Source organism: Paenibacillus sp. LX16 (genome assembly GCF_036252815.1).
In the GTDB taxonomy this organism is placed as follows: Bacteria; Bacillota; Bacilli; order Paenibacillales; family Paenibacillaceae; genus Paenibacillus; species Paenibacillus polymyxa_B.
In genome coordinates, this window is sequence record NZ_CP141152.1 from 3,736,561 (window position 1) to 3,760,524 (window position 23,964).

At 43.2% G+C, this 23,964-nt stretch carries 23 protein-coding genes; 7 read left to right on the forward strand and 16 right to left on the reverse strand.

What is annotated here, in order from left to right; genetic code table 11:
• Positions 1-67 precede the first annotated feature (67 nt).
• From T3H97_RS16625 to T3H97_RS16640, 4 genes are all read right to left on the reverse strand, one after another.
• A complete protein-coding gene (locus T3H97_RS16625) occupies positions 68-616 on the reverse strand; it encodes a GNAT family N-acetyltransferase (RefSeq protein WP_328802841.1) in 549 nt (182 codons plus the stop codon).
• A gap of 201 nt (positions 617-817) precedes the next feature.
• Positions 818-1,804, reverse strand: coding sequence for a ketoacyl-ACP synthase III (locus T3H97_RS16630; RefSeq protein WP_328800315.1), 987 nt, complete (start codon positions 1,802-1,804; stop codon positions 818-820).
• 31 nt (positions 1,805-1,835) lie between these two features.
• The gene (locus T3H97_RS16635; RefSeq protein ID WP_190297578.1) at positions 1,836-2,186 is read right to left on the reverse strand and encodes a hypothetical protein; all 351 of its coding nucleotides are present in this window, start codon (positions 2,184-2,186) and stop codon (positions 1,836-1,838) included.
• A gap of 183 nt (positions 2,187-2,369) precedes the next feature.
• The gene (locus tag T3H97_RS16640) at positions 2,370-3,029 is read right to left on the reverse strand and encodes a cell wall hydrolase (protein WP_328800316.1); all 660 of its coding nucleotides are present in this window, start codon (positions 3,027-3,029) and stop codon (positions 2,370-2,372) included.
• A gap of 457 nt (positions 3,030-3,486) precedes the next feature.
• Between T3H97_RS16640 and T3H97_RS16645 the strand changes: the two genes are divergently transcribed.
• Positions 3,487-4,152: a cupin domain-containing protein gene (locus T3H97_RS16645; RefSeq protein WP_328800317.1), complete on the forward strand. Its 666-nt coding sequence runs from the start codon at positions 3,487-3,489 to the stop codon at positions 4,150-4,152.
• Between the two features lie 112 nt (positions 4,153-4,264).
• Positions 4,265-4,495, forward strand: coding sequence for an LSm family protein (locus T3H97_RS16650; protein ID WP_025719727.1), 231 nt, complete (start codon positions 4,265-4,267; stop codon positions 4,493-4,495).
• A gap of 189 nt (positions 4,496-4,684) precedes the next feature.
• Here the strand turns inward: T3H97_RS16650 and T3H97_RS16655 are convergent, their stop codons facing one another.
• Positions 4,685-4,813: a hypothetical protein gene (locus T3H97_RS16655; RefSeq protein WP_013371969.1), complete on the reverse strand. Its 129-nt coding sequence runs from the start codon at positions 4,811-4,813 to the stop codon at positions 4,685-4,687.
• Between the two features lie 168 nt (positions 4,814-4,981).
• On the opposite strand from T3H97_RS16655, the gene T3H97_RS16660 reads away from it, so the two are divergent.
• Entirely contained in the window at positions 4,982-5,248 is a 267-nt protein-coding gene (locus T3H97_RS16660; protein ID WP_250239491.1) for a DUF2642 domain-containing protein, read from the forward strand.
• A 72-nt stretch (positions 5,249-5,320) separates the two neighbouring features.
• Here the strand turns inward: T3H97_RS16660 and T3H97_RS16665 are convergent, their stop codons facing one another.
• Complete coding sequence (locus tag T3H97_RS16665) at positions 5,321-6,865, reverse strand: GH25 family lysozyme (RefSeq protein ID WP_328800318.1); 1,545 nt, start codon at positions 6,863-6,865, stop codon at positions 5,321-5,323.
• A gap of 240 nt (positions 6,866-7,105) precedes the next feature.
• Positions 7,106-8,131, reverse strand: a complete 1,026-nt coding sequence (locus T3H97_RS16670; protein ID WP_328800319.1) for a YeiH family protein — start codon at positions 8,129-8,131, stop codon at positions 7,106-7,108.
• Between the two features lie 118 nt (positions 8,132-8,249).
• Between T3H97_RS16670 and T3H97_RS16675 the strand changes: the two genes are divergently transcribed.
• Complete coding sequence (locus tag T3H97_RS16675; protein ID WP_103049668.1) at positions 8,250-9,137, forward strand: LysR family transcriptional regulator; 888 nt, start codon at positions 8,250-8,252, stop codon at positions 9,135-9,137.
• Positions 9,138-9,201: 64 nt separating this feature from the next.
• Here the strand turns inward: T3H97_RS16675 and T3H97_RS16680 are convergent, their stop codons facing one another.
• The 7 genes from T3H97_RS16680 to T3H97_RS16710 all read right to left on the reverse strand — a co-directional run bounded on the left by T3H97_RS16680 (position 9,202) and on the right by T3H97_RS16710 (position 17,333).
• The gene (locus tag T3H97_RS16680; protein WP_328800320.1) at positions 9,202-10,779 is read right to left on the reverse strand and encodes a glycoside hydrolase family 43 protein; all 1,578 of its coding nucleotides are present in this window, start codon (positions 10,777-10,779) and stop codon (positions 9,202-9,204) included.
• A 16-nt stretch (positions 10,780-10,795) separates the two neighbouring features.
• Positions 10,796-11,752, reverse strand: a complete 957-nt coding sequence (locus T3H97_RS16685) for a pectinesterase family protein (RefSeq protein WP_328800321.1) — start codon at positions 11,750-11,752, stop codon at positions 10,796-10,798.
• Positions 11,753-11,777: 25 nt separating this feature from the next.
• A complete protein-coding gene (locus T3H97_RS16690) occupies positions 11,778-12,662 on the reverse strand; it encodes a dienelactone hydrolase family protein (RefSeq protein ID WP_190297583.1) in 885 nt (294 codons plus the stop codon).
• Positions 12,663-12,685: 23 nt separating this feature from the next.
• The gene (locus T3H97_RS16695; RefSeq protein WP_328800322.1) at positions 12,686-14,047 is read right to left on the reverse strand and encodes a glycoside hydrolase family 28 protein; all 1,362 of its coding nucleotides are present in this window, start codon (positions 14,045-14,047) and stop codon (positions 12,686-12,688) included.
• A 132-nt stretch (positions 14,048-14,179) separates the two neighbouring features.
• Positions 14,180-15,700, reverse strand: coding sequence for an extracellular solute-binding protein (locus T3H97_RS16700; RefSeq protein WP_328800323.1), 1,521 nt, complete (start codon positions 15,698-15,700; stop codon positions 14,180-14,182).
• Positions 15,701-15,728: 28 nt separating this feature from the next.
• Positions 15,729-16,352 (reverse strand): YesL family protein, encoded by a 624-nt coding sequence (locus T3H97_RS16705; protein WP_013311055.1) that lies wholly within the window; start codon positions 16,350-16,352, stop codon positions 15,729-15,731.
• A gap of 21 nt (positions 16,353-16,373) precedes the next feature.
• Positions 16,374-17,333, reverse strand: coding sequence for an ABC transporter permease (locus T3H97_RS16710; RefSeq protein ID WP_023989418.1), 960 nt, complete (start codon positions 17,331-17,333; stop codon positions 16,374-16,376).
• 269 nt (positions 17,334-17,602) lie between these two features.
• On the opposite strand from T3H97_RS16710, the gene T3H97_RS16715 reads away from it, so the two are divergent.
• On the forward strand, positions 17,603-18,502 hold the full coding sequence (locus tag T3H97_RS16715; RefSeq protein ID WP_013311057.1) for a carbohydrate ABC transporter permease: 900 nt from the start codon (positions 17,603-17,605) through the stop codon (positions 18,500-18,502).
• Here T3H97_RS16715 and T3H97_RS16720 read toward each other — a convergent pair.
• Positions 18,499-20,760, reverse strand: a complete 2,262-nt coding sequence (locus T3H97_RS16720; RefSeq protein ID WP_328800324.1) for a helix-turn-helix domain-containing protein — start codon at positions 20,758-20,760, stop codon at positions 18,499-18,501. The two genes, T3H97_RS16715 and T3H97_RS16720, sit on opposite strands and share 4 nt — an antisense overlap.
• Before the next feature lie 168 nt (positions 20,761-20,928).
• Here T3H97_RS16720 and T3H97_RS16725 point away from each other — a divergent pair, with 168 nt between their 5' ends.
• Positions 20,929-22,425, forward strand: a complete 1,497-nt coding sequence (locus T3H97_RS16725; protein WP_328800325.1) for a GDSL-type esterase/lipase family protein — start codon at positions 20,929-20,931, stop codon at positions 22,423-22,425.
• Between the two features lie 491 nt (positions 22,426-22,916).
• Positions 22,917-23,045: a hypothetical protein gene (locus T3H97_RS16730; RefSeq protein ID WP_258012585.1), complete on the forward strand. Its 129-nt coding sequence runs from the start codon at positions 22,917-22,919 to the stop codon at positions 23,043-23,045.
• A gap of 209 nt (positions 23,046-23,254) precedes the next feature.
• Here T3H97_RS16730 and T3H97_RS16735 read toward each other — a convergent pair whose 3' ends face one another.
• Entirely contained in the window at positions 23,255-23,794 is a 540-nt protein-coding gene (locus T3H97_RS16735; RefSeq protein WP_328800326.1) for a GNAT family N-acetyltransferase, read from the reverse strand.
• Positions 23,795-23,964: the final 170 nt, after the last annotated feature.

Consider the following 23,964-nt stretch of genomic DNA (forward strand, 5'->3'; position numbering starts at 1 on the left):
TATAAACCTCTTTTCACGTTATTAAAAGGCTTATTATGGAATATTTTATGAACAAATTGTGTATCTATTATATTTGAACAGTCGAACTCCATTCAGAATACAGGATACCCATCATGATGCGATCATAACTGTTACCATCACGAAGAACAGCGGAACGAACTCTACCCTCAAGCTTGAACCCTGCCTTCTCATAAGTTCGGATCGCTTGTGTATTGTACTCAATCACATCCAAGCCGACCCGATTCAAATTGAGCTCATAAAACGCATAACGAAGAATGAGCCGTACCGCTTCTGCCCCAAAGCCCTTGCCGCGGTAGTCCGCATTACCTATACCTATTGCCAGCTGTCCGCTGCGATTATTCCACTCAATCCCGTGGATAGCAACAAATCCGATCAAGACATCATCTGCCAATGTTCTTAATCGAAAATAGACCTCGTTTGAGCGGGGAGATCCTTCTGACTCCATCTGTTTCAACGTGTAAGGGAGCGCCAAATCCGTATCTACATTTCGCAGATACTTCGCATCCTCACCCCATTTGAACATCACTTCGGCATCTTCTTCCCTGACTGCGGCCAGTTTTATTCGTTCCCCATAAAATAAATTTTCGATCTTAATGACTCTTCAGCTCCTATTATGAATTGTGTGCCATGTTTTCCGTCATAATTGTCATGCTATCCGATGTCCGCAATATAAGCTCTCCCTTTTAATTCAATGTTTAAATTTTACAAAATAATCAAACATAGCACAACTAAATCATTACAATTGTCATTGTGTGACACACAAAAAAGACCTTGCAGCTGCAAGGTCTTCGTATAACTAATATTTAAACAACATAGCAACCAGCTGATATCCAGCTCCAATCGTCCAGAACAGCACATAATCACCGCGCCGGATACGACCCGATTCAATACCTTCATATAGCGCAATGAACGGGCTACTGGTACCTGTGTAACCATATCGATCACCCACATAAATCATTTGGGCATCCTCTAGCTCCAAGTGATCCTGAATCTTCAATACATTTGCTAACGAGAACTGAGACAGACAATAAGCCCGTACATCCTGAGGCGTCAGCCCATTCTTTTTTAAAATGCGTTCAAGCAGATCAAATGTTGGAGGCAAGGCCATATTGGCATCGAACGGAAGCCACTGAATATATTTTCCGGGGGCATTCCTTTGGAGTGTTGCCGCTAACCCCTGAGCCGGGTACAAAATTTTATCTATATTGACTGGGTCCGTAAAATACATCGAATCTATAAAACCGGTGTCTTCTTCTGTACGCTCCAAAATAGCCGCACATGCAGCATCTCCATAGTTCGCATAAGTAATCTCATCCTCCGGACCGGAAATGAGTGAATTATAATCTGAACCGATAATAAGCGCTGTCCGCACGTCAGGATTAGATAGCATCGACCGACTGGCTTGATCGACAGCGACTGTCATCCCTGCACAATTCGCGTTGGAATCCATCACGGCCACATCATGTCTGGCCCCAATCGCCTGGTGAACAAACAAGGCATTCATCGGAAACAGTGACTCAGGAACTTGAGTGGAGAACACGATCATATCCACATCACGGCCTGTCATACCGGCCTGTTCCAGAGCCCTTTGCGCAGCTGCAATTCCCATGGTTAGACCGTTTTCGTTCGGATCATCAATGATATAACGCTGTTTTCTACCCATATGCTCCATGAAGCGTCGAATATCTTTGCCCCGCTCGTCAAAATGGCGAACATAGTATTCATTATCCAACGAATGGGATGGATGGTACACACCCAGTGCTTTTATTTTGATATGGCTCATCAGGTTTCCCCCTTACACATACGTCAGCGCATTATTGTACGACAATATCTACGTTGTTTAATCCTGCTTCACGTGCTACTCGACCAAGCTGCATTTTAATAATGGTTTGTTGAAGACTGATGCCAAAGATTACTTTGGTAAATCCAGTTTCTTTATAACGTACAAATGAGCCCTTCAATTTTTCCACTTCTCCCGGACCCAAAAGTGCCATCTGGGTACAATCTATCTTAAGTGTAAAGCTGGACGCCTGAATGGATGAGGTTTTGGCTACATAATCTTTTACAAAGCTATCATACTCCTCCTGGCTAAAAACTCCATTCACCGCCATATGCACCGTTTTCATGGCTTGATCTACTTCGATAGTGTAAGGATGTTGACTCATTTAGAAAGACTCCTTTGATTTCATTTTTTTGTCTATTAAGAGTATCGGAATAATAGGTAGAATTTTTAATATTAAATCAGATAAATCACCACTAAAATATTACAAATTTGTGAATATAAAAAACCGTCACTGCTCCTAGAAGAAGCAACTGACGGCTGGAAATTTGCGTATTCTCATGTGCAATTAATTCGTAAACGTATGGCGACCGAGTGAGATGACAGCCGGGCGGCTTTTACTCCATTTGGCTGTGGCAATGGCTGGGTTGTAATAAAACAAGGACCCATTGGTCGGATCAGCACCATTAAGTGCCTGTCTGGCTGCACGGTACGCAGTCTTGTTTGGTTTCAGGCGGTATTGACCATCCTGTACAGCGGTGAATTGGCCTGGCTGCAAAATAACGTCCGGGATCGAGCTTGGAAACTCGCCGGACTGCACACGGTTTAATACGACAGCGCCAACAGCCACTTGACCTTCAAACGATTCTCCACGCGCCTCAGAATAAATGATACGAGCCAGTTGATCCAGCGCGGTTACGCGCACCTTTCCGAAGGATTCCAGCTTGGCTTGTGTGGCCGCTCCGGCTACTCCATCAGGTGTCAGACCGTTATCTCGTTGAAAACGAGCCACCGCTTTACTGGTCAGAGAACCATAGTACCCAGTAAACCCAGCCTTGAAATAACCGAGCGAATGAAGCTGCTGTTGAAGCTCCAGTACCCGTTCGCTTTGAATCCCTTTCTTCAAAGCTGACGTTTGTGCTTGTGCTTGTCCTGGTGCAACTGCAACTGACAATACAGTACCTAACATACATGCGCAGGACAGGATTAAAATAGATAATTTTTTCATATTCCAGACAACCTCCTCTTTCATGTTCTGTCCGGTGCAACCATTCCGGCCTGTACAACTCAGGGACGTTTATCCGATGATGTTTCTTATGACATAACTTATGCCTAGCTGCAGAAATGACGCGTGGCTACATACGGAATGGGACAATCATACTTTCACACGTCCGTTGCAGTATACCACAAGCCGCATTTACGTATCATCCGGCTCTGGTCCTAAGACTACCCAAGCAAATAAAACGCCATCCCTAAAGGAATGACGTGTATTAAAAGCAATGGATCATGCTCTGACCACACTTGAATACGTGACTTTTTTCGCTATTTTTCGCTTCAACTTGCCCGGGATCGGAGCCTGATTTCTACTAATTCAAATCACATATCCACGCACACATACATGGGCGTATGCATAGGGTAGCGTACGATCATCAAATCTTGATTAACAGAAAGGCTGGAAACGACGCGTGAATTCATTTATGGATTACACCTCTCCTACTGTACAATTCACCTATGATTTAAGCGACAATGTTTTGTTCCAGAAGGATGCTCAAAATTCGATCAACGAGCTGTCGATCCAGCAGCTGAATACATTGGCAAATGTATCGCTGCTGGATATTCGCCTCAGCACTGCTAATGTTGTGGAGCCTCACTATCACCAAAATGCCACAGAACTGGTCTACTGCATCTCTGGGGCCGTAACCGTGTCACTGATTAACCCCTTTACCCGCGAGTTACGACATTTTCCGATCACACCTGGCCAAGTGGCTAACGTCCCTCAAGGATGGTGGCATTATCTGGTCGCCACGATGGATAACACTCATTTGTTGACGATTTTTGATGCCCCGACCCCTGAATTCATACTGGGATCTGACATTTTGCGCCTAACGCCAAATAACATTCTGGCTCATACTTACTGCCTGGATGAGAATAAGGTTCAGGAAGCGCTCGCCCCTATTAAAAAACCTGTCATCATCGGTCCTCCCAATGACTGCAAACAGCAGCCCCCCCGAAAACCAGGGATACATGTAAGGCTTGCTGATGCTTCATCACACCATCAGGTCGTCCCCCAAAGAGATTACGCCTATACTAACGGATATCCTGGCTTCTCTTTTAATCCCTATCAAGAATAGGCTAACTCTAGTCAGGTCTTAAGTTGGAGGGAATACCTTTTCCCTGTATGTTCGCCGTTACCATAAGACCGTCCCTCTCATAAAATGCCAATGTATAAGAGGGGGTGATGGAATGGACGCTTACTACAACTGTTTGAACTGCATGAATAAAAAGGTGCGTATTCTCACCATTGACGGAAAACAGTACGAAGGAACCATTATGGATGTGGATCGTAATAATGTGTACTTAAAAACAGAACGGAACGGACGTGTACAAACGTCTGCCTTTTATCCTGGCTACGGGTATGGGAATCAAATCTTAACTTTGAGCCTGTTCACCCTGCTGGCGATTGCGTTAATTTAATCCCTGATCCATTGTCCGTTCCTGTCTATAGATGCCAACGTACCTCAAATGACAGCTGCCCAGCCCGGCACCGTTTGTGTAGGGCTTGTACGCTGTTATTTGAGGTGTTTTATCATACATTCCATCCTCTAAAACACTTAACCCCCCATCGGTTATATACCGATGGGGGGTTAAGCTACTCAGTTCAATTTAAACCCATAAAGACTTCGTAATGATAACGAGCAGAATGAACAGTACCAGAATAGCTCCTGTCGATGTCCATACTCCTGGGTAGCCCCCTACTGAACCGCCACCACAACCTCTTTCACATTCACTCATGGTCATTGCCTCCTTCAATTCAAGGTACAACATAGCTTATGTATTGAGCTTTCTTACGGACCGGGCTTTTCGGCAATGTTATGAATGTTTTCGCTGATGGGCATTAGCCTACACCTTTCCTAGGCAGGAGCATAGGATAACACAACTAATCTTGAAGGAGTGAAGCAATTGAATTCAAATCAAATGCTCAATTACAACGTTAATCAACCTTTCCCCCACCATCCTACCTCTCACCACGTCGTGGTGCACCCTGTAGATCCGTACGTCGTAGAAACATTAAAATCGGTGATCGGCAAGTACGTTGTACTTGAGACCACACGTGGCAGAATTGATGGATGTGTAGTGGACTGTAAGCCTGATCATGTCATTTTAGATGTATACGGAAAAAAATTCTTTGTTCGAATCAACGAGATCGTATGGATCATGCCCAACTAAACAAATTAGATATTAAAAATCCTCGCAGATCCTGTTCCGGATTCGCGAGGATTGATTATAACGTTGATTATGCTAATCAAGCTCTCCTGCCAGTGAAGCCCGGAGTTCATCTATCGTTCCGTTGTATTCATCCAAATCGACTTGGCCTTGAATACCCGGAACATTGCCTGTGCTACTGTACTGCCAAGCCCACCAGCTATTCCAAGCTGGGACTGCGGTCGGCTTTTGCGTAGTGCTGTATCGGGCTACCCACAGCTTATACATAGAAAATGTAGGATCAAACTTGGAAGCAAAGACATTGCCCGTGTATACGATCGGCTGACGCCCGGTAAGCCTCTCCATTTCATCCAAAAAAGCATGCGCCACTTCACTAATCTGTACAGGAGTAAGACCTTTGGGGTTATTTTCATAGTCCATCACAGGGGGTAGATCCAGCCTGCCTCCTGCTGAATCTATAGCCCTGACAAAATTAGCTGCTTCCTGACGAGCTCCATCCGCAGTAGTAGCATTCAGAAAGTGGTAAGCGCCAACCAGGATGTTAGCATCTCTGGCACCCTGCACATTTACTAAAAATTGATTATCTTGATATTTTGTGCCCTCTGTAGCTTTAATAAAAGCAAATGTCTTGCCTGCCGCCGCCACTTGCTGCCAATCAATATTGCCATTATAGTGTGAGACGTCAATCCCTTGCGCGTGTCCGTCGGAAGAAATCACAGGAACAACAGGTATGGTAGGTGTAACGTTCTCGGTAGTTGATGGCTCCCCCGTTTCCTGATCCAACGCTATAACAACCTTATCATCACCTGCATTGAGTACATGAAAGGATATGCTGTTATTAAGATCAACCACAATACGTACCGAGGCGGGGGTTGCACTAAACATAGAGTATCTTACTTGGGAAACATCTGGATCATCTGTGATTGGCAAAGTTCCTTGTCCACCATTGTTAAATGATTGCGATGCTAAGAAATCCTCAGCAAACTTCGAATCAGGTATATCTACAACAATACGGTCTGGATGAGTCAGCGTGGTTACTTTGGGGCTTACTTTTCCATTCACCGTTATCGTCAATTGGTGATTAGTGAAGCTAATTTGGTTTATAGCCGTACGCGCACTCTCTATAGCATCACTTGCAGCTGGAGTAGCAGAATGATTATGGGTGGTTTCGCCATTCCCGCTTGAAGTAGGTGGAGTCGTCAGGAACACGGTTTTAAGCTCGTTATTCCAGGTCACATTCATTCCTGTCTGTTCGGATACAAAGCGAAGCGGAACATAAGTCGTCCCCTCTTTAAGCAAAGGAGATACAGCCAATCCCATTTGATGATCATTGACAGAGGCTATGGGATTGTTGACCTGAAGACTGAGGTTAAGATTTTGCTTATGTATAGTTATGGTCCCTGTCTTAGACTCCCAATTTACGCTATAACCCAATTCCTCTACAATGAGACGGAGTGGAACCAGTACATTCCCCTTTACTTCTTGTATCTGAACACCTTTGCCAACACTTATTTCTTTACCATCCAACTGAAGATGTGAACTCGAAGATGCAGCATGACTTTCTCTTGGAAATGCTAGTAGAAACAGAAACAAAAAAGCAAACAAACAAATTTTTTTCATTATGTACCCTACCAATCTCTATATTTTCGCTTATGAAATTCTTGCACTCTATGATTCTCAGGACCTCCATTTTGATAGACGCGAATCATATGGTAAAAGTTACGATTGATTCAGTACATATTTCAGTCTTATCATACAAAAGTACTAAAAAACTCTGCCAGCTATACAGCAAGCAGAGCTTTTTCCAGTTTTATTAATCTAGTTTACTAGCAATCTTATCACCAAACGAATACTTCATGTTCACACTGTTAAAAATGTTAACCCTATAAGAATGATCGAGGTAATAGATAGTACCAGTAAGGGAAGCATTGCTTTCTCCCGCAAAGCCTTAAAGCTCACATTCAGCCCCATGCCTACCATAGCCATCGTTAACATAAAGGTGGTGACTTGAGAAATTCCGTTCGTCAGACTAGATGGAACTACAATATATTTTCCAAAAACATAGCTGCCCACAATACTTGTAGCCATAAAGCCGATGAGGAACCAGGGGAACTCCACTTTAGCGTCTGTACGAATTTTTCCAGTTCGTTTCATCCAAGCCATTAAAACAAAGCTGAGCGGTATGAGTAAGAAAACACGCCCCAGTTTGGCTAATAAGCCCATTGCAAGAGCATCCTGTCCGGCAGGCGCTGCAGCTAAGGCCACATGTGCAATTTCATGTAAACTGATTCCCGACCAGATTCCATATTGCATATCCGTCAAAGGAAGCCAGGGCCGAAGCACAGTAAACAAAATGGCAAATACCGTTCCAACCAAGGCAATGAGTCCTACTCCTATGGCTGTATCCTCATCTTTGGATTTTAACAAAGGAGAAACAGCTGCGATCGCTGCTGCACCGCAAACTCCTGTTCCAATACCGAGAAGAAGCGAAAGCGAAGCATCTGCCTTGAAACGTTTTGCCAGCCAAACCGTAAAAAAGATGGAAAATACAACGGTGCCCACATCACGCAAAAGTAAACCCAACCCATGATGAATGACAACATCCATGTTCAGCTTCAGCCCAAATAACACAATCGCTCCACGTAGTATTTTCTTTGCTGAAAACTCAACCCCCGAGCGCACAGCTTCAGGGTATCCCCACAACTGTCGGTACAGAATAGCGAGAAACATGGCACAAGCCAATGGACCTACATAATGAAAACCTGGCAATTCGTTCAGGCTGTAGCCTGCCAAAGCAAATAACATCGTGAGGATAATACCAAGTATACGCTGGAATAATCGTCCTCTGTTCGAAAATAATTTGGTGTGTTGTGTATGACTGTTCATGGTGAACCCCTCCAATTCTACATGCATCAAGCTTAATATGTTTTTTGTCATAAGAAAAATAAATCATTATAATAATGATAATAAGTAAATAGATATGATGGATTTGGAGGAATGGGCTTTGGACCAATCTTTAATCGTATTTGTTAGGGTCGCGGAGAAACAAAACTTCACACGAGCTGCCGAGGTGTTACACATGACCCAACCTGCGGTAAGTCAATATATTCAAACGCTGGAACGTAGCGTAGGGACCCGCCTCCTGGAGCGTAGTAATAAATATGTGCGCTTAACCAAAGCAGGTGAAATTGTGTATCATCATGCTCAGGAGATTATCCGTCTCCATACACGGATGCAATACTTGGTGGACGAGCTGATACATACGGCAAAAGGAAACCTGTCGATCGGCGCAAGCTACACATATGGCGAATATGTGCTGCCGCATGTGATTGCGCAAATGAGAATCCATTATCCACTCATTCAGCCCTCGATTACCATCGGCAACACCCAGGAAATTGAAAAACTCATGATCCATAATCAACTGGATGTAGGCATTATCGAAGGAGAATTTCAGCATGACCATTTACACATTGAATCATTTGCTGATGATAGAATGTATATCGTCGTTCCGCAAAATCACAGTTTGGCTGGTAAATCTCAAGTGGATGTAAGTGAGCTGCAAGAGGACGTCTGGATTCTGCGGGAAGAAGGTTCTGGAACCCGGGAAGCGGCTGAAAAGATGTTTGCACGGCTTCAGTTCTCCCCTTCTCATATGATGAATTTTGGCAGTACACAGATCATCAAAGAGTCTGTAGAAGCAGGCTTGGGGATTTCTTTGCTGTCCCAATGGGTCATTCAGAAGGAACTTGCTCTGGGCACATTAAAAGTACTGGATATTCGTAATCTTCCGGTCATTCGGAAATTTTCCTTTCTAACCCCTTCTTCGACATTTGAAACGAAAGCATGCACCGCTTTTTTGGAGATTTTGCGAAGTTATAATGTGAAAAGTTAACGTGCAAAACCAACGCAAAAAGCACCCATCAAGGTGCTTTCAACATAATCACTATCATGTTTTTTTATGAGGAAAGATGATCCTTTCCATGATATAAGAAATGAGAAAAATCAGCGTAGCTTCCTTGGAACTGTTGCATATCATGAGCAGCAATACCTACAAAATTCCCTGTAAAACCACCGGATAAAAAGCTGATATCCTGCATTTCAAAAAGCCGCTTCCAAGCAGGTTTATCTCCGACTCCATAATAAAATTGCCCATGGGATGCATGGACTTCCACAGCTAAATGTATAGGAAGATCGTCCTGAAGCGTAATCGCTTGGGGAACTAAGGTAAATGTGTTGGCTTCACATCGCATCATGCGCAGTACCTTCCCTTGTCCCTCCTCATAGCTAACATAGGCGTACAAATAATCTTCTTCATTAAGGTACAGTAGTAGCCCCGCCATTTGTAAATAGCTTGTTGGCTGATACTCTAATGCTGTTTCTACCCGGAAATGATGATCCGTTTGCCGAATGGCAAGCACGTGATGCTGGAACAGACTTTGAATGGATTCTCCAGCCAGAATCCGAAGGTAACCTGGGCGCTGGCTTAATGAACACCAGCTATCGTCTGCCAGGATACGCAATGTGTTCCACGTTTTGTTTAATGTGGGGCCCTCGAAAAAATCCTCGAAAATATAACTCTGCTGCTCTTGCTTAACCGAGAACATCCCTTGAGGTGCGGGTACCTCCAATTGAGGTGTATGGCCCCCGGCGGTTAATCGCAGCCAGCCTTCATCATTCCAGTACACTTGCTGCAAGGCTGTTTCCCGTCCTAAAATGGCATATTTCCCCTCTACTGGACGCGTGCATAAATGAGCCATGTACCATTCGCCGTCCGGTGTCTGTACAAGACTGCCATGTCCTGCACATTGTAACGGGAAATCCAGCCGATCACGTGACGTAAGCATGGGGTTGTGCGGGTCTACTTCATATGGTCCGGATATCTGCTTCGACCGTGCTACGGTAACGGCATGCCCCGTACCCGTTCCGCCTTCCGCTGTAACAAGATAGTAATATCCATTTTGCTTATAGATGTGAGGCGCTTCTGTTTTCTTCAAAGGAGTACAATCAAAGATTTTAACAGGCTCGCCAATGAGCTGTTGTTGCTTGCTGTCATACTCCTGCATGACTATGCCGGAAGATTTATTACTTTCCAACATGCGGTAATCCCACAATGCGTTCAATAGCCATTTGCGTCCGTCCTCATCATGAAATAAAGACGGATCAAATCCACTACTGTTAAGATAGACGGGTTCCGACCATGGTCCTTGGATCGTAGGCGCCGTCATCACAAAATTATGAACGTCCTTGAACGGACGCTTGGTGCTTTTCACATCCGTATAGAGCAGATAAAAAAGGTCATCTGCATAGCTAAGCTGCGGTGCCCAAATGCTGCAATTTTTCGGGTTTCCTCTTAAATCAACCTGATCGGTCAAAATATCTGTGCAGTGCTCCCAATGGGCCAAATCTTTGGACTGGTACACCCGTACTCCAGGCAGCCACTCAAACGATGACACCACAATATAGTAAGTATCCTCGACTCGTGTAATACACGGATCGGGATTAAAGCCTTTTAATATGGGATTTTGGATCATCATGAGACCTCACTTCTCCTTACTTCCAAAATGTGACTTCATCAAAAACCTTTTCCTTGCTCCATGCTTTTGTTCCCGCTTCAAAACAATCCGCCCACGGAACACGCTGCTTACGTAACGTAGCAACTTCATCGTGTCCGTTATATTCCTGATAACAGACGGTTTTCTCGTTCGCAACATTGTTCCAATTGTCCCAGCCACGTGGGTCAATATGATCGCCCATTTTACAATTGACAAATACGGTCTTGGCATACTCCCGCCACGGACGCCCCAAAAAAACCGGGGTAATATCAGCTTCTGCGGTTAAATAGCAATGGTTGAATACATAACCGTACGCTTGTCCTTGCGGCGTAGAGGCGGCTGTAACGTAGCTCGTTTGGTTTTCATGATGGCGTAAACTGCGAATCTCGCAATCTTCAAAATACGCGGTAGCCCCACCAAAAATAAAGTCCACCGTACCCTCTATATAACAATGCTGATAAAGCTGCCGATAGTGCCTATGATGCTCCTTCAAATGGATTCCACCAAACTGGAGTCGTTCTTTCGGTGCAGGAGGTAGAGGGCCTGTAAATAAAGTATCCTGGTGCCCTTTAAAGGTACAGTTTCTAAAAACCGTTTCAGCACAATGAGCGTATACCGCAACGGCCTGCCCAATGGCTTCTCCCTGTCCTGCCGTGTTGGAAATCGTGAGATTTTCCAAGATCAGATGGCTACCACCTAAAAATAAAGTAGGTGTCGCAAAGGTCCCTATTTCCTCACCCGCTTCATCCCGCTCCTTGGCATACCGATCCATTCGAATCTCTACCTGTCCGATGCCTATAATATGAAGATATGAACGGTAAATTCGTACCCCTTCCTCATAAGTACCTGATAAAATAGTTAGCGTTTCCATTTCGTTGGAATCCGACTGCTCCAATACAGCAATCGCCTCCTGAATCGTATGGAAATCACAAAAGGATTCTTTTCCAACTAGCATGGTTACCCCGATCCTTTCATTTGATTTACAGGTGTTCAGCTAAAAATAACTGCCACGCCGTTCGCATTTCCAACGTCTCCATATGTCCACCGCCCGCAATCACAGGCTGCCAATGCTCAGGGTGACCTGCTTCCTGGTAAGCTTCCAGCAGACCTTTTGCCAAATGCTCGACTCCTTCAATAGGACACATCCGATCATTTTGACCTGTTATACTCATCCGTGGACGAGGTACGATCCGCTTTTGAATATCCAAGGTGGTAAAATGCTTCAGCAAGCCAGGGACATAGGAATAGAAACCATGATGATCCAACCCCCTTTTGGCGATTAGCGTATGGGCATCTACCTGTCCACAGATATCAACCGTAACCTGTATCCGTTCATCTAACGCAGCCATCCACCATGCCATGAGTCCGCCCATCGACATACCGATTGTTGCGATACGGGAAGCATCAATATCTTCACGCTGGCACATATAATCCACCAAACGACGGTTATCATACAGCATCATGCCCCACAGCACTTGGCCCTGCCAGAGCATTTCTTTTACCAGCTCGCTCTCAGTTTTGCCTCCACGTTCATTAAAGCCCCACATGTCAATACAGCATACGCAGTACCCCATATCTGTCAGGGTGGTAGCAAACGAGGGCTGCTGCAAGTAAGAGCTGCTATGGATCAGTTCCTTGCGCCCGTTCGTATAATTGCCTCCATGCGAATGGTTAAAAACGACCAATGGGAACGGACCGTTCCCTTGTAAGGGTGTAGCTACATAAGCGGGTACAGACTCGATCCCGTTCAAGTCCAGCAGGAGACACTCCAGTCGATATCCCTCACGCTCTTCTTGATTCAGCAGAGTTGCCGTTACAGGGCGATCTGCCGGAAGGTCTCCCAACAATGCTTGCAACTTATCCACGTTGTACCTCCTTTCATGCCCTCCTAATTCATCATATTTCGTTCAGAAGGTTGTATCGTTACTTGTTCTATCAGCTTTTCGGGCTGAGCTGTATTCTTCGAATGGCAACGATTGATTTCAACATCTTCTCCATTTTCAATGTAAAAGGCAGGACCTTCATGATTCTCAATCGTCACATGTTGAAAACGAATATCCTTCACATTACCTAGATAAAAACCACGGTTGTTCATATCTTCAATCCCTGTCATCATCGCCGGACGACCGGGAATTGCATTTTTAGCCATAGAAATATCAATATTGGAAAATGTAATTTCAGCAATATATTGCTCTGCAAGTCCGTATAAGAATCCAGCAGCCGCATGAACCTGTCGTGCCGTAATATCGGAAAAATGGATTCGTCTAAAGCACGGGGTTTCATCGGTAATCGGATAAGGATTTTTGTCCCACACATATTTGTCTTTGCCCCGAGGTCCGCAGAAATAATAAAGGTTCAGAATAAATGGACAAATGACATCTTCCATCACAATGTTGCTGACTCGAATATCCTCAATGGTTCCGCCACGTCCTCGTCTGGATTTCAGACGTATGCCCCGATCCGTTTGCTTGAACACGCAATTGCTGATCGTAACATTGCGAATGTCACCACTCATTTCGCTTCCCAGTACGACTGCGCCATGTCCATGCACCATCGTACAGTTGGTAATCGTAATATTTTCACATGGAATTCGCTCTTGTGTATCTTCGGTTCCTGCTTTGATCGCAATACAATCATCGCCCACATCTATATTGCAGTTGCTAATACGAACATTGGAACAGGATTCAGGATTAATACCGTCCGTATTGGGGGAGTCCGCCGGGTTAAGAATGGACAAATTATCAATCGTAACGTTATAGCAAGCGATGGGGTTTACCGTCCAACTGGGGGAATTTTTTAACATAACATCTTTAATGGTAACCCGCTGACAACGGTCAAAGCTGATTAATTTGGGTCTCGGATATTGTAACTCCTCTGGATGATTGCGGTGCTTTTCCCACCACGGCTGACCATTTCCGTCCAACGTTCCGCTACCTGTAACTGAAATATTCTCAAGGTTCTGTCCATAAATGCATGACGCATGCACTTCCCGCTGAACGCCCTCCCATCTGGATTCTACTACAGGGTAATCAGCCAGTTCCGTACTGAAGGACAGAGTTGCACCAGGGCTTACATGCAGCTCAATGTTACTTTTCAGAAAGATAGCACCTGTCAGATACGTCCCAGACGGAACAAAAACGGTTCCTCCTCCAGCATTGCTGGCCGCTTCAATGGCAGCCGCAATTGCTCCCGTAGCCAGCGTCGTGCCATCCTGAACTGCTCCATAATCTACAATGTTATACAATTGCATTTCGTTCTCTCCTGTCTTTATATTTTGTGAATGTTAGATCCATTTTGTATTGGGAAAGCATAAGCTGCCCCCCGGATTTCAACATCCAAGAAATCATTCAAGGAGTCAGGGGGCAACAGCCATGCTCAGCTATTATTTTTTCGTTTTTTTATACGCTTCCTCATACTCAGCAGTAATCCGTGATCCACCGGAGTTTTTCCAGTTTTCTACGGCTGCTTTAAATCCGGCTTCGTCAAGCTCACCCATAATAAATTTGAAGGAGGCGTCGGTAATAATTTTCTCCAGCTCTGTTCCTTGCTCATTAGCAGTGACTGAATCCAGTGGCACGGTCGGGTCCAGAACAGCAAATTCATTATTTTCACGGACTAATTCATTAGCCAGTTCCTTTTCTGGATTGGCATCTTTTAAGTTGTAGGTCACTTCACTTGGTCTGGAGCTTGAAAACGGCTGAACATCTGCTTGCCACAAATCTGTATTCGTAATTTTGAAGGCTCCATCTTTTTCGATCTTATAATGAGTGCCTTCAATACCGCCGGTCATATACATATATACATCTTTGTCAATTAAATCATCTACAAATTGCAGCAGTCTCTTCAACTCAGCTTCTGTTTTTACTTCGGATTTCGGAAATGCCAGCAAACCTCCTACCCCGCTTCCCTCAGACCATACGTGGTATTTGCCATCTCCATTCGAAATCTTGTTAACCGGTACCAGCTTCAGCCCCTTTTGTAAGCCTTGGGACAAGGTTCTGAGGTTAGAGATATCGATCATGCCTGTATAAATACCTGCTTTACCTTGTGCAAATTGTTGCTGCTGGTCCGTTTTAGCGGTTACAGCAAAGTCTTTAGAAAGATATCCATTTTTGTATAATTTATTGGAATACTTTAAGGTCTCCAAATATTGAGGAGTATCAAATTCCGGCGTAAACTTCCCGCTTTCATCTACTTTCCAGCCATTAGGTGTGCCAAAGTAGGAACTTAAAGTTTTGAAGCTGCTGTAGCGTAGATCCGATCTGTCAACAAACCCAGTCGTATCATTTTTTCCATTTCCATCCGGATCATCTTCTGTAAACGCTCTCGCAACTTCATACAACTCATCCAGTGTCGTCGGCACCTTCAGTCCTAAGCGATCCAGCCAATCCTGGCGAATGACCAGACCCGCCCGAGCCAGATTCTTCTGGAACGGAACGCCATACAGTACCCCTTCAATGGATGCGGCTTCCCGAACTTCAGGCGGGATTTTTTTCAAATTTTCATAATCATCCAAATACTTTCCTACATCCCAGAATAGTCCTGATTTCAATGAACTACGTACTGAAGAATTTGTCATCATCGTCAGGGTCACCATATCGGCCAATTCGCCGGATGCAAGCGCAGTAGTGATTCTCTCTTCTTTGGAAGCGTCAGGCACCCAATTGAACGTGATTTTAGAATTGGTGTATTCTTCAATTTTGCTTTTGATCGTTTCTGTAGGCGGAGAAGCTGTATGCAATACGTTTAACCAGGTAAATTCCAGTTTGGACTTCGGATCATAGGTTTGGCTGCTTTGATCCTCAGCTCCCTTGTCAGCGCAAGCAGCTAAAAAAACACTCATGATCATTAGTACAGCAAGAAGGCCTGATACTCCCTTTTTCGTCGTGATTCCCTTTTTCATTGTGTTTGCTCCTCTTCTGTTTATATATTTATGCCATATCTTCCTCTTTCACCAGAACCTCTCGCTCTATTTTGCTGAACACCTGATGCGTCATCCACATCACGAGATAACCCATAATACTTGCTCCGGCAAAAGTTAGAATTCCTGGGTACAAGCCTAGAATCAATGCAAAAAGCACGACAATGGCTACAAAAAGAACAAGCGTATATTGTAAATACGAAAATCCAATCACTATCGACATTTTGACCTTCAGTCTGATACCTTTCCAATCATAGTGAGCCAGCAGCGGGAAAATGTAGGCCAAAGAGATGAGATACAAAAAGGCTCCAATAAGCGTCACCACACGAACATACCAGGACGAGACGTTGACTATATCCACGTAGAGCACGTAACCCACAAGGCTGTAAAGCCCGCCAATGATGGCTGCTTCTTTAAAGCTTTCTCTAAAGTAACGTACAAACGTCGAGAAAATGGCGACTTCCTCATTGCCCCGAATCCACTGTCTTAAAATACTAAGCATAGCGACGGTTGCAGGCCCAACGCCTATAAAACCCAAGCCCAGAATCGTCGCAACCGTCCAAAGCAAGTTAAGATAGACCAAGCGTAGCAGGCGCATGCACCATTTGTTCATGTTTTCTACAAACCGTACCATTTTGCATCCTTCCCGTCGTCATTAGTAAACGCCGTCTTCACCAAATTTCTTGGCCAGTCGATTGGAGCCCATAATCAGGATTAAACCAACCACACCTTTAAAAAGTCCTACCGTCGTACTGAAACTTAATTGTCCATTCTTTAAGCCCGCAGTATAAATGTAGGTGTCAAAGATTTCGGCAACCTCGCGGTTTAATGAGTTCAATAGCAGATACATATGTTCAAAGCCCAAATCCAACGTGCTACCGATCTTCAAAATTAACAATGTAATAATGACTGGGCGGATCGCAGGCAAGGTAACGTGCCATGTCTTTCTCAGGCGTCCAGCTCCGTCCATCTCTGCTGCCTCATACAATTGCGTATCTACCACTGTAATCGCAGATAAATAAATGATGGTAGACCAGCCAAGTTCCTTCCAAATCACTTGCCCGATGTAGACGGTTCGCAGCCATTGCGGAGAAGTTAAGAAGCTGATCTTCTCACCGCCTAGCGCGGCAATCATTTCATTCAGCACCCCACCGTCTACGGTTAGGAATACATAAGAAATCGAAACAATGATAACCCATGACATAAAGTGCGGGATGTAGATGATGGTTTGAATAATGTTCTTAAAAAACATCTTCCTAACCTCGTTCAGCATGAGTGCCAAAATGATGGGCAATGGAAAAAAGATTACAATGTTCAATGCGAACAAAACCAGCGTATTGCGAAGCAGCATAAAAAACGTAGGCTCGGTAAACAAACGAATAAAATGCTTCATTCCTACCCATGGACTGCCCGTGATTCCCTGAAAAGCTTGATAATCCTGAAATGCAATCACCAATCCCCCCATAGGAAAATACTTAAAAATAATGAAGTACACCAGTCCGGGTAAAACCATTAAATAGAGCAGCTTGTGTTTCTGCATTCGTAAAAGGCTTTCCGTCGTTCTTTTGTTCTTTTTCATTTTCATGTTTGGTGCGGGGACACTTGAAACTTTCATTAGTTCGACCTCCTTCAAACGTTCCTGTATACGTTTTCAAGAGTACGCGATTTTCGGCATTCCGCATATAATCATCAAATGATAGCGTTTACAAAACTAGGTGTGCAGCCTACTTTTCAACCTTTTCACCTTAGCAAATGATTACAACACAACCTAATGATCATCCGCCTTTTTCCAGGCTTAGGGAACACCTCAAGATTTGATTATATACGGAATTCTTTCCTCTTGATAAGGTTGACATGTAAACGATTACGAGGAGGTCAACTACATTGACACAACCATTACGAAAACAAAAATTACGAAAAAAAGAATCGCTGGGCAGTCGTATTTTCAACATTGTAAACAGTACACTATTGATTCTCATTGCCCTCACTTGTCTCTTACCTTTTTTGAATATCATCGCCAGCTCTTTTGCCTCAACCGAAGAAGTGATAGCCAAGAAGTTCATTTTATTCCCAGTTACTTTTTCCTTAGATGCCTACCGCTATATTCTGTCGACTCCCACCATTTTTAGAGGCCTTGGGGTTTCGGTCGGAGTAACGATCGTCGGTACAGTTGTAAGTATGATATTTACTGCTTTTATGGCTTATGGATTATCCCGAAGATATCTACTTGGCCGCAATACGATTAACTTCATTGTCGTGTTTTCTATGTTGTTTAGTGGGGGGATGATTCCGACATTCCTGGTTGTAAAAAGCATGGGGCTTATCAATTCGTATTGGTCCTTGATTCTTCCCGTGGCCATTAATGCGTTTAATCTGATTATCATGCGTAACTTTTTTCAAGCGCTGCCAGATGATCTGGAGGAATCAGCCAAGATGGACGGGTGCAACGATTTTGGCATCTTTTTTAAAATTATGTTGCCGTTAGCCCTGCCTTCTATTGCAACCATCTCTCTATTCTACGCTGTTGCCTACTGGAATACGTATATGCACGCCATTCTCTATATTAATGATTCTGCCAAATGGCCGATTCAAGTCTTGCTACGTCAAATTGTAATCGTTTCCAGTGGTATGCAGGCAGAAGGAACTGCTGTAGATGTCATCCCGCCTGCGCAGACCATTAAGATGGCGGTCATTGTCATTGCGACCGTTCCGATGTTAATCGTATATCCATTTGTGCAAAAGCACTTTGTCAAAGGAGCTTTGTTAGGCGCGGTTAAAGGCTAATTGGCTTGCTTCATCTTTCGGTAAGCTCCCGGTGTAACCTGTTCCTTTTTCCGAAAAGAGCGGATAAAGTTTTGTGAATTATGATATTGCAGTCGCTCGGCGATTTCTTTAATCGTCATATCTGTCTCAATGAGCCACTTCTTGCCCATTTGCAGCCGATAGCCCATCAGATATTCACTAAACGTCGTTCCGTATTCTTTTTTGAAAATACTGCTTAAATAATTCGGATTGTAATGAAGTCGGTCTCCAATGAGTTCTAATGATAATTCCTGGTCATATTCAGCACGGATAATAGCAGCAATTTTCTCCGAGAGACAACGGAATTGCTGGTTGGTCTTCTCTTTCATGCTTTTTACCATGGGGAAAATAACTTGCTCTATCAGCATACGTTCTATCTCTTCCGGGTTACGGATGTCCAGCAAACGATGATACAAGGCATGATTGTCTTGCGTCAGCAGCACTTCAATCCCTAATAGTTGCTCCAATTGGATGAGGTTATTCACAAACCGTACCAACAGCACTTCAAAGTTCATGGAATGATTATTTTTTATCATCATTTCCTCCAATAAAGAGTGCACGGTATGGTATACCTGCTCTTCGTCCCCTATTCGGATGGCATCAAACAGTTTCGATTCCAATTCCGTAGGATAATGAAGCAGCACCGGACCTGAAATGACCATGGAAATATCTTCATAAAAAATAATCGACTCTTTGCCTAAATTTAAACGGTGATGCAAAGCTTGCTTGCTCATCTCACAGGCTTCTTTACTTTCTAATAAGTTATCATACGCCGTACTAATGCCGATGCTGATGGATACATTCAAATACTCTTTTACGTTTCGAACCAAAAGGGTCGCATCATCCAGAACTTGCTTTCTCATTTCCTGTTCGCTCAACCCTGTCAAAATTAATATGGTGGCCTGAGTGTTATCGTTCAAAATGATGGGAAGCATTCGCTGCTGCTCTGGAATCGTTTCTTCTACGATCTTGTTAATAGCCAACAGCAAAACATCTTTATCGGAGGGATCTCGATCTCCCAGATTATCCAGTTGGACTAACAAGGTAATATACATTTGATTCTCGATCTGCGGATAACCCAAGCGTGGCATTTTTCGTGCCAATTCCTCTGCAGAAATACGTTTGCGAAACAGATTGAGAATCAATTGGGTTTCCAACTGTGGCATTTCGGACTGAATGAGACTTTCCAAGCTTTCCTTCTCGGTTACAATGTTATCGATGGAATTAATAATCCATTCAATTTCATTTTTAGAAGGTTCATTTTTGAAAGCGAAATTAGGATTTTTAGGCAAGCTGCGTTTTATTTGCTGAAATGGCTTTGTAAAGTAAATGGCAATGAAGTATGCCACTACCACCATTAAAAGCGTTAATACAAGTCCCATCATGATGATCCCAAATTTGGTCGTTTGAAAGGCATCCGCAATTTCTTTCTTATCTAATACCGTTAAGTAAGTCCAATTATTATAGGCAGATTTGGCATAAATAACTTGTCGTGCAGGCTGCTGATCCGTTTTCTCCAAAGTTAACATACCTGTGTTGTTCGGCTTCACTGTAGCTTCTGAAATGTGCTGAAGCTGCTGGGTGGACAATAATTGTTCAGCAGGCTGGGTTTCATACATTAAATCGCCTTGTTTATTCAAAATAAAAACAGCCATATGATCCTCGGTTTGAATCGTATGATTTAACGTTTGCAGCGAAATATCCGACAGAGCAATGGCTTGCTTCTTCTTAGAGAATACAGGCAAGGTATTCACAAAACGAAGTCCTTTATCCGTTTTAACCCAGAATAGTCCCTGACCCTGATGGTCGATATAGGTATTAACCAGCTTCTCCCTTTCTGCTTTCGTCAAATAAGACAGGCTACCATTGGAGATTCTCCAATTCTGATCCAGACTGATTAGTGAATATTCCGTTCCTTCTAATCCCATCGTAGCAATATAATTGAGCTGAGTATTCACATTCCGATACGCTATAAAATCTTTTTCTGTAATGGGATTTTTCACAACATCATTAAAGGAACTGGTCGTGCTATACGTATTAAAAGCATATTCAATCGTTTGAATTTTCTGCTCCAGGCTGTTTCTGATCTGTGCCATGTAGCTTTGCTTGGTATTGGAAACTCTCTCCACAACGGAGCTAATTGTTGTAAAATAGATGTAGCTGCCAAAACTGGCCACCAATCCTACTCCCAAAACCAGAATCGTAATAAAAATAGTATAGAACATTCTTCCTTTTTTCATTGCGCTCCCCCTCTGGCTCTTTGCATCACAACAAAATTATAGCGCTTTCATAACAAGGTTTAAATCATTTTTTTCACGTGTGCATTATTTTTTACATCCGTATCATTCCAATTTAAGTCGATTTTGTTTGGTTTGCGGCAGTTAAAAAGAAAATTGGAGGAGTTACTTATGTTACATGTTGTTAGTCCTAAAGAACCGATTATACAAGAAGAATTTCCGTCAGACACTTCCTTTCTCTCCCTCTATCCCGTAGCAGTTCGTGAAGCTCGTCCTTTTATATTGGTATTGCCTGGCGGTGGCTACGAGCATTTGGCCTCACATGAAGGAGAGCCAATAGCTCGGTGGTTGAATGATCTAGGTATTCATGCGGGTGTGCTGGAGTATCAAGTCGGCGATTTCGAGATTAATTCCTTGTTGGAGGATGTAGAACATGCTCTGCAATGGATTCGCCAAACACAGCATGATTGGCTAGTCATTCCTGATCAAGTGGGGCTCATCGGTTTTTCTGCAGGCGGTCACTTGGCCTCCATTGTCTCCACTATAGGGACAGTAAAGCCAGATCTTCTGTTGTTGGGATACCCTGTAATTTCATTTCATGAGCCTTATACACATATCGGAAGCCGTACACATTTTTTAGGGGAACAGCCGACGCTGGAGCAGCTTCAAGCCTTTTCATCTGATCGGCAAGTAACTTCACAGACACCTCCAACTTTGATATGGACTACAGCCAATGATGGGGCTGTACCGGTAGAAAATAGTCTGTTGTTCGCTTTTTCATTATCCCGGGAACGTATTCCGTTTGAACTGCATGTATTTGAGGAAGGGCGACATGGATTGGGACTGTCAGAGGACAACCACGAATGCCGTCAATGGCTTGATCTGGCGGAAACTTGGCTTCAAAAACATGGATATGCTCAGGCAAGGCAACAGATGACAACTCGACTGTTTATCGCCGGGGACTCCACTGCAGCTCAAAAAGGGGCTACCGAAAAACCGATGACAGGCTGGGGTGAACACTTGCAAAGCTACTTGGCACCGTCTGTTCATGTGGACAATCGTGCTGTCAATGGGCGAAGCACCAAATCTTTTATAGCAGAAGGCCGATTAGGTGATATTGAAAAAGATATTCAAGCTGGAGACTATCTGTTTATTCAATTTGGACACAACGATGAAAAAAAAGAAGACCCCACTCGCTACACCGATCCTGATGGAGAGTATCGTCAAAACTTAATTCAATACATTCAGTCCGCTAGGGAGCGTGGTGGAATTCCAGTCTTATTGACCTCTGTAAGCCGCCGCCGATTCACCGCAAACGGTGAACCTGATCCGCTGGCTGTAGGAGCCTATCCTGCTGCCATGAGACAAGTAGCCGCGGAAACCAAAACACCCCTGCTCGATATTTTTGAAGCTTCTCAGCAGCTTTATCGTTCAATGGGTGAAAAAGAGTCCCAGCAGCTATTTATGCATTTGCCTGAAAAAACACATCCTAATTACCCCGCTGGAGTAACGGATAATACCCATTTCTCTGACGAAGGAGCAAGACAGATTGCTCAGCTTGTAGCAGAAGCAATTCGTCAATGTGCGGAACTGTCTGCATTAAAACAGCGTATGGTGGAAAGGAATCTAGATAGCGATGAGAGGCTTGCGCACCAACTTGTCAACTGATATCAAGAACTAAATAGATACAAACACAAAACGGACTTGGAGCTATCACTCTGACGTCCGTTTTTTATTCCGAGTGGATCAAAGACTATACAGCTAGGAGAATAGTTCAAAAATACAGTAACTTAAAATAAAATTCTTTAATTGTTATATTTTAATTCTTTTGTATTTCACAGGACTTTAGAATCGTTTTATTGTATTATTTTGACAACATTTGTCGAATGAAGTGAGATCTATAACTTTACATGGTATATTTTAGGAGATCACATCATACATAAGGAGGATTTTTTTATGAAAACTAAGAAAATATTATTATCAACAGCCCTGTCTCTGGGACTTATTGGGAGTATTATGTCCCTAGCGCGTCCGCATCTGTAGGCCCTTCTCCGGTAATTACGCCTGTAGTAGAAGTTAACGGAGTATACTACAGAACGGCTACGTTGCCACGTAATTATTCCTATGCGTTGTCAAATTACCCAGGGGATACTTATAAAGTGGCGAGCGGAAATGTCACCGTCTCCGCTTCCGGGGTGGTAACCACCACTACTGCAACGAATGCAAAAGTTGAGATTTACGGCGGTAACGGTAAATTGAGAATGGTATACACTGTTAAGGTATCTTAAGATAAAAACGGTAAAAATAGCACTGTCCGTTTATTGGGACAGTGCTACTTTTATGGAACGAAAAGAACTCATATTAGCTTTTTTATCAGCGAAACCCTTTATTTGTTTTCATTGAACTCTATTAACCGACTCTTAAGAAGTTTTATTTAGATACTCCTCAAATTGAGTGCCAAATGCTCGAACGTCCTCTTTTCTAAACTTTCGTGAGATCAATAAAGATACCCCAAAAAATCTAAGTCTCCCTCACTCCAATCTATCTTTCCTACTTCTTTAATCATTATTCCATCAATTTTCTCAAAGCCTATTCCATTTGTAATATTTTTTTCATTATCAATTTTTAACCATTTAATTTTGTTCTTTACAGGCTTATATCCATTTCTTAAATACAAGATCATATTATCAGCAAATAAAAGTATAAAATCAATATTTCCTGTAACGGATAACTTTTCAATTTCTAAAAGCAGTGCTGAAGCTATTCCCTGTGATCGGACATTTTTTGAAACACACAAATCAATTAAACCCAGTACTCTTATGGATTCTCCGTTTAGATTCATTATCCTATAATCTAATCCAACATGCCCTATAAGTTGATATTCATGGTTAAAAGCTAGAAGTCTAAAATGTGGAAGTTGCTTGAAATAAATTCTATCCTTAGGGTAGATTTCTGAAAAACTGTCGATTAATAATGCTTGTATACTGGCTGCTAACTCTTCACTTATGTCATGTTCAAAAACTTGATCTATTTTCAAAATACCACTCCCATCCTTGTGCCTACTGTAGCACTCTTCTACATTTAAGTGTGACAACTGTACGTGAATTACCGGAGTTGATCTAAACAAAATGAACCAACCTAGAAAAATATTCCTAGTTCTGATAGACTAATTTTGTGTTTTGAAAGTTAAATTGATAAGGAGCCATA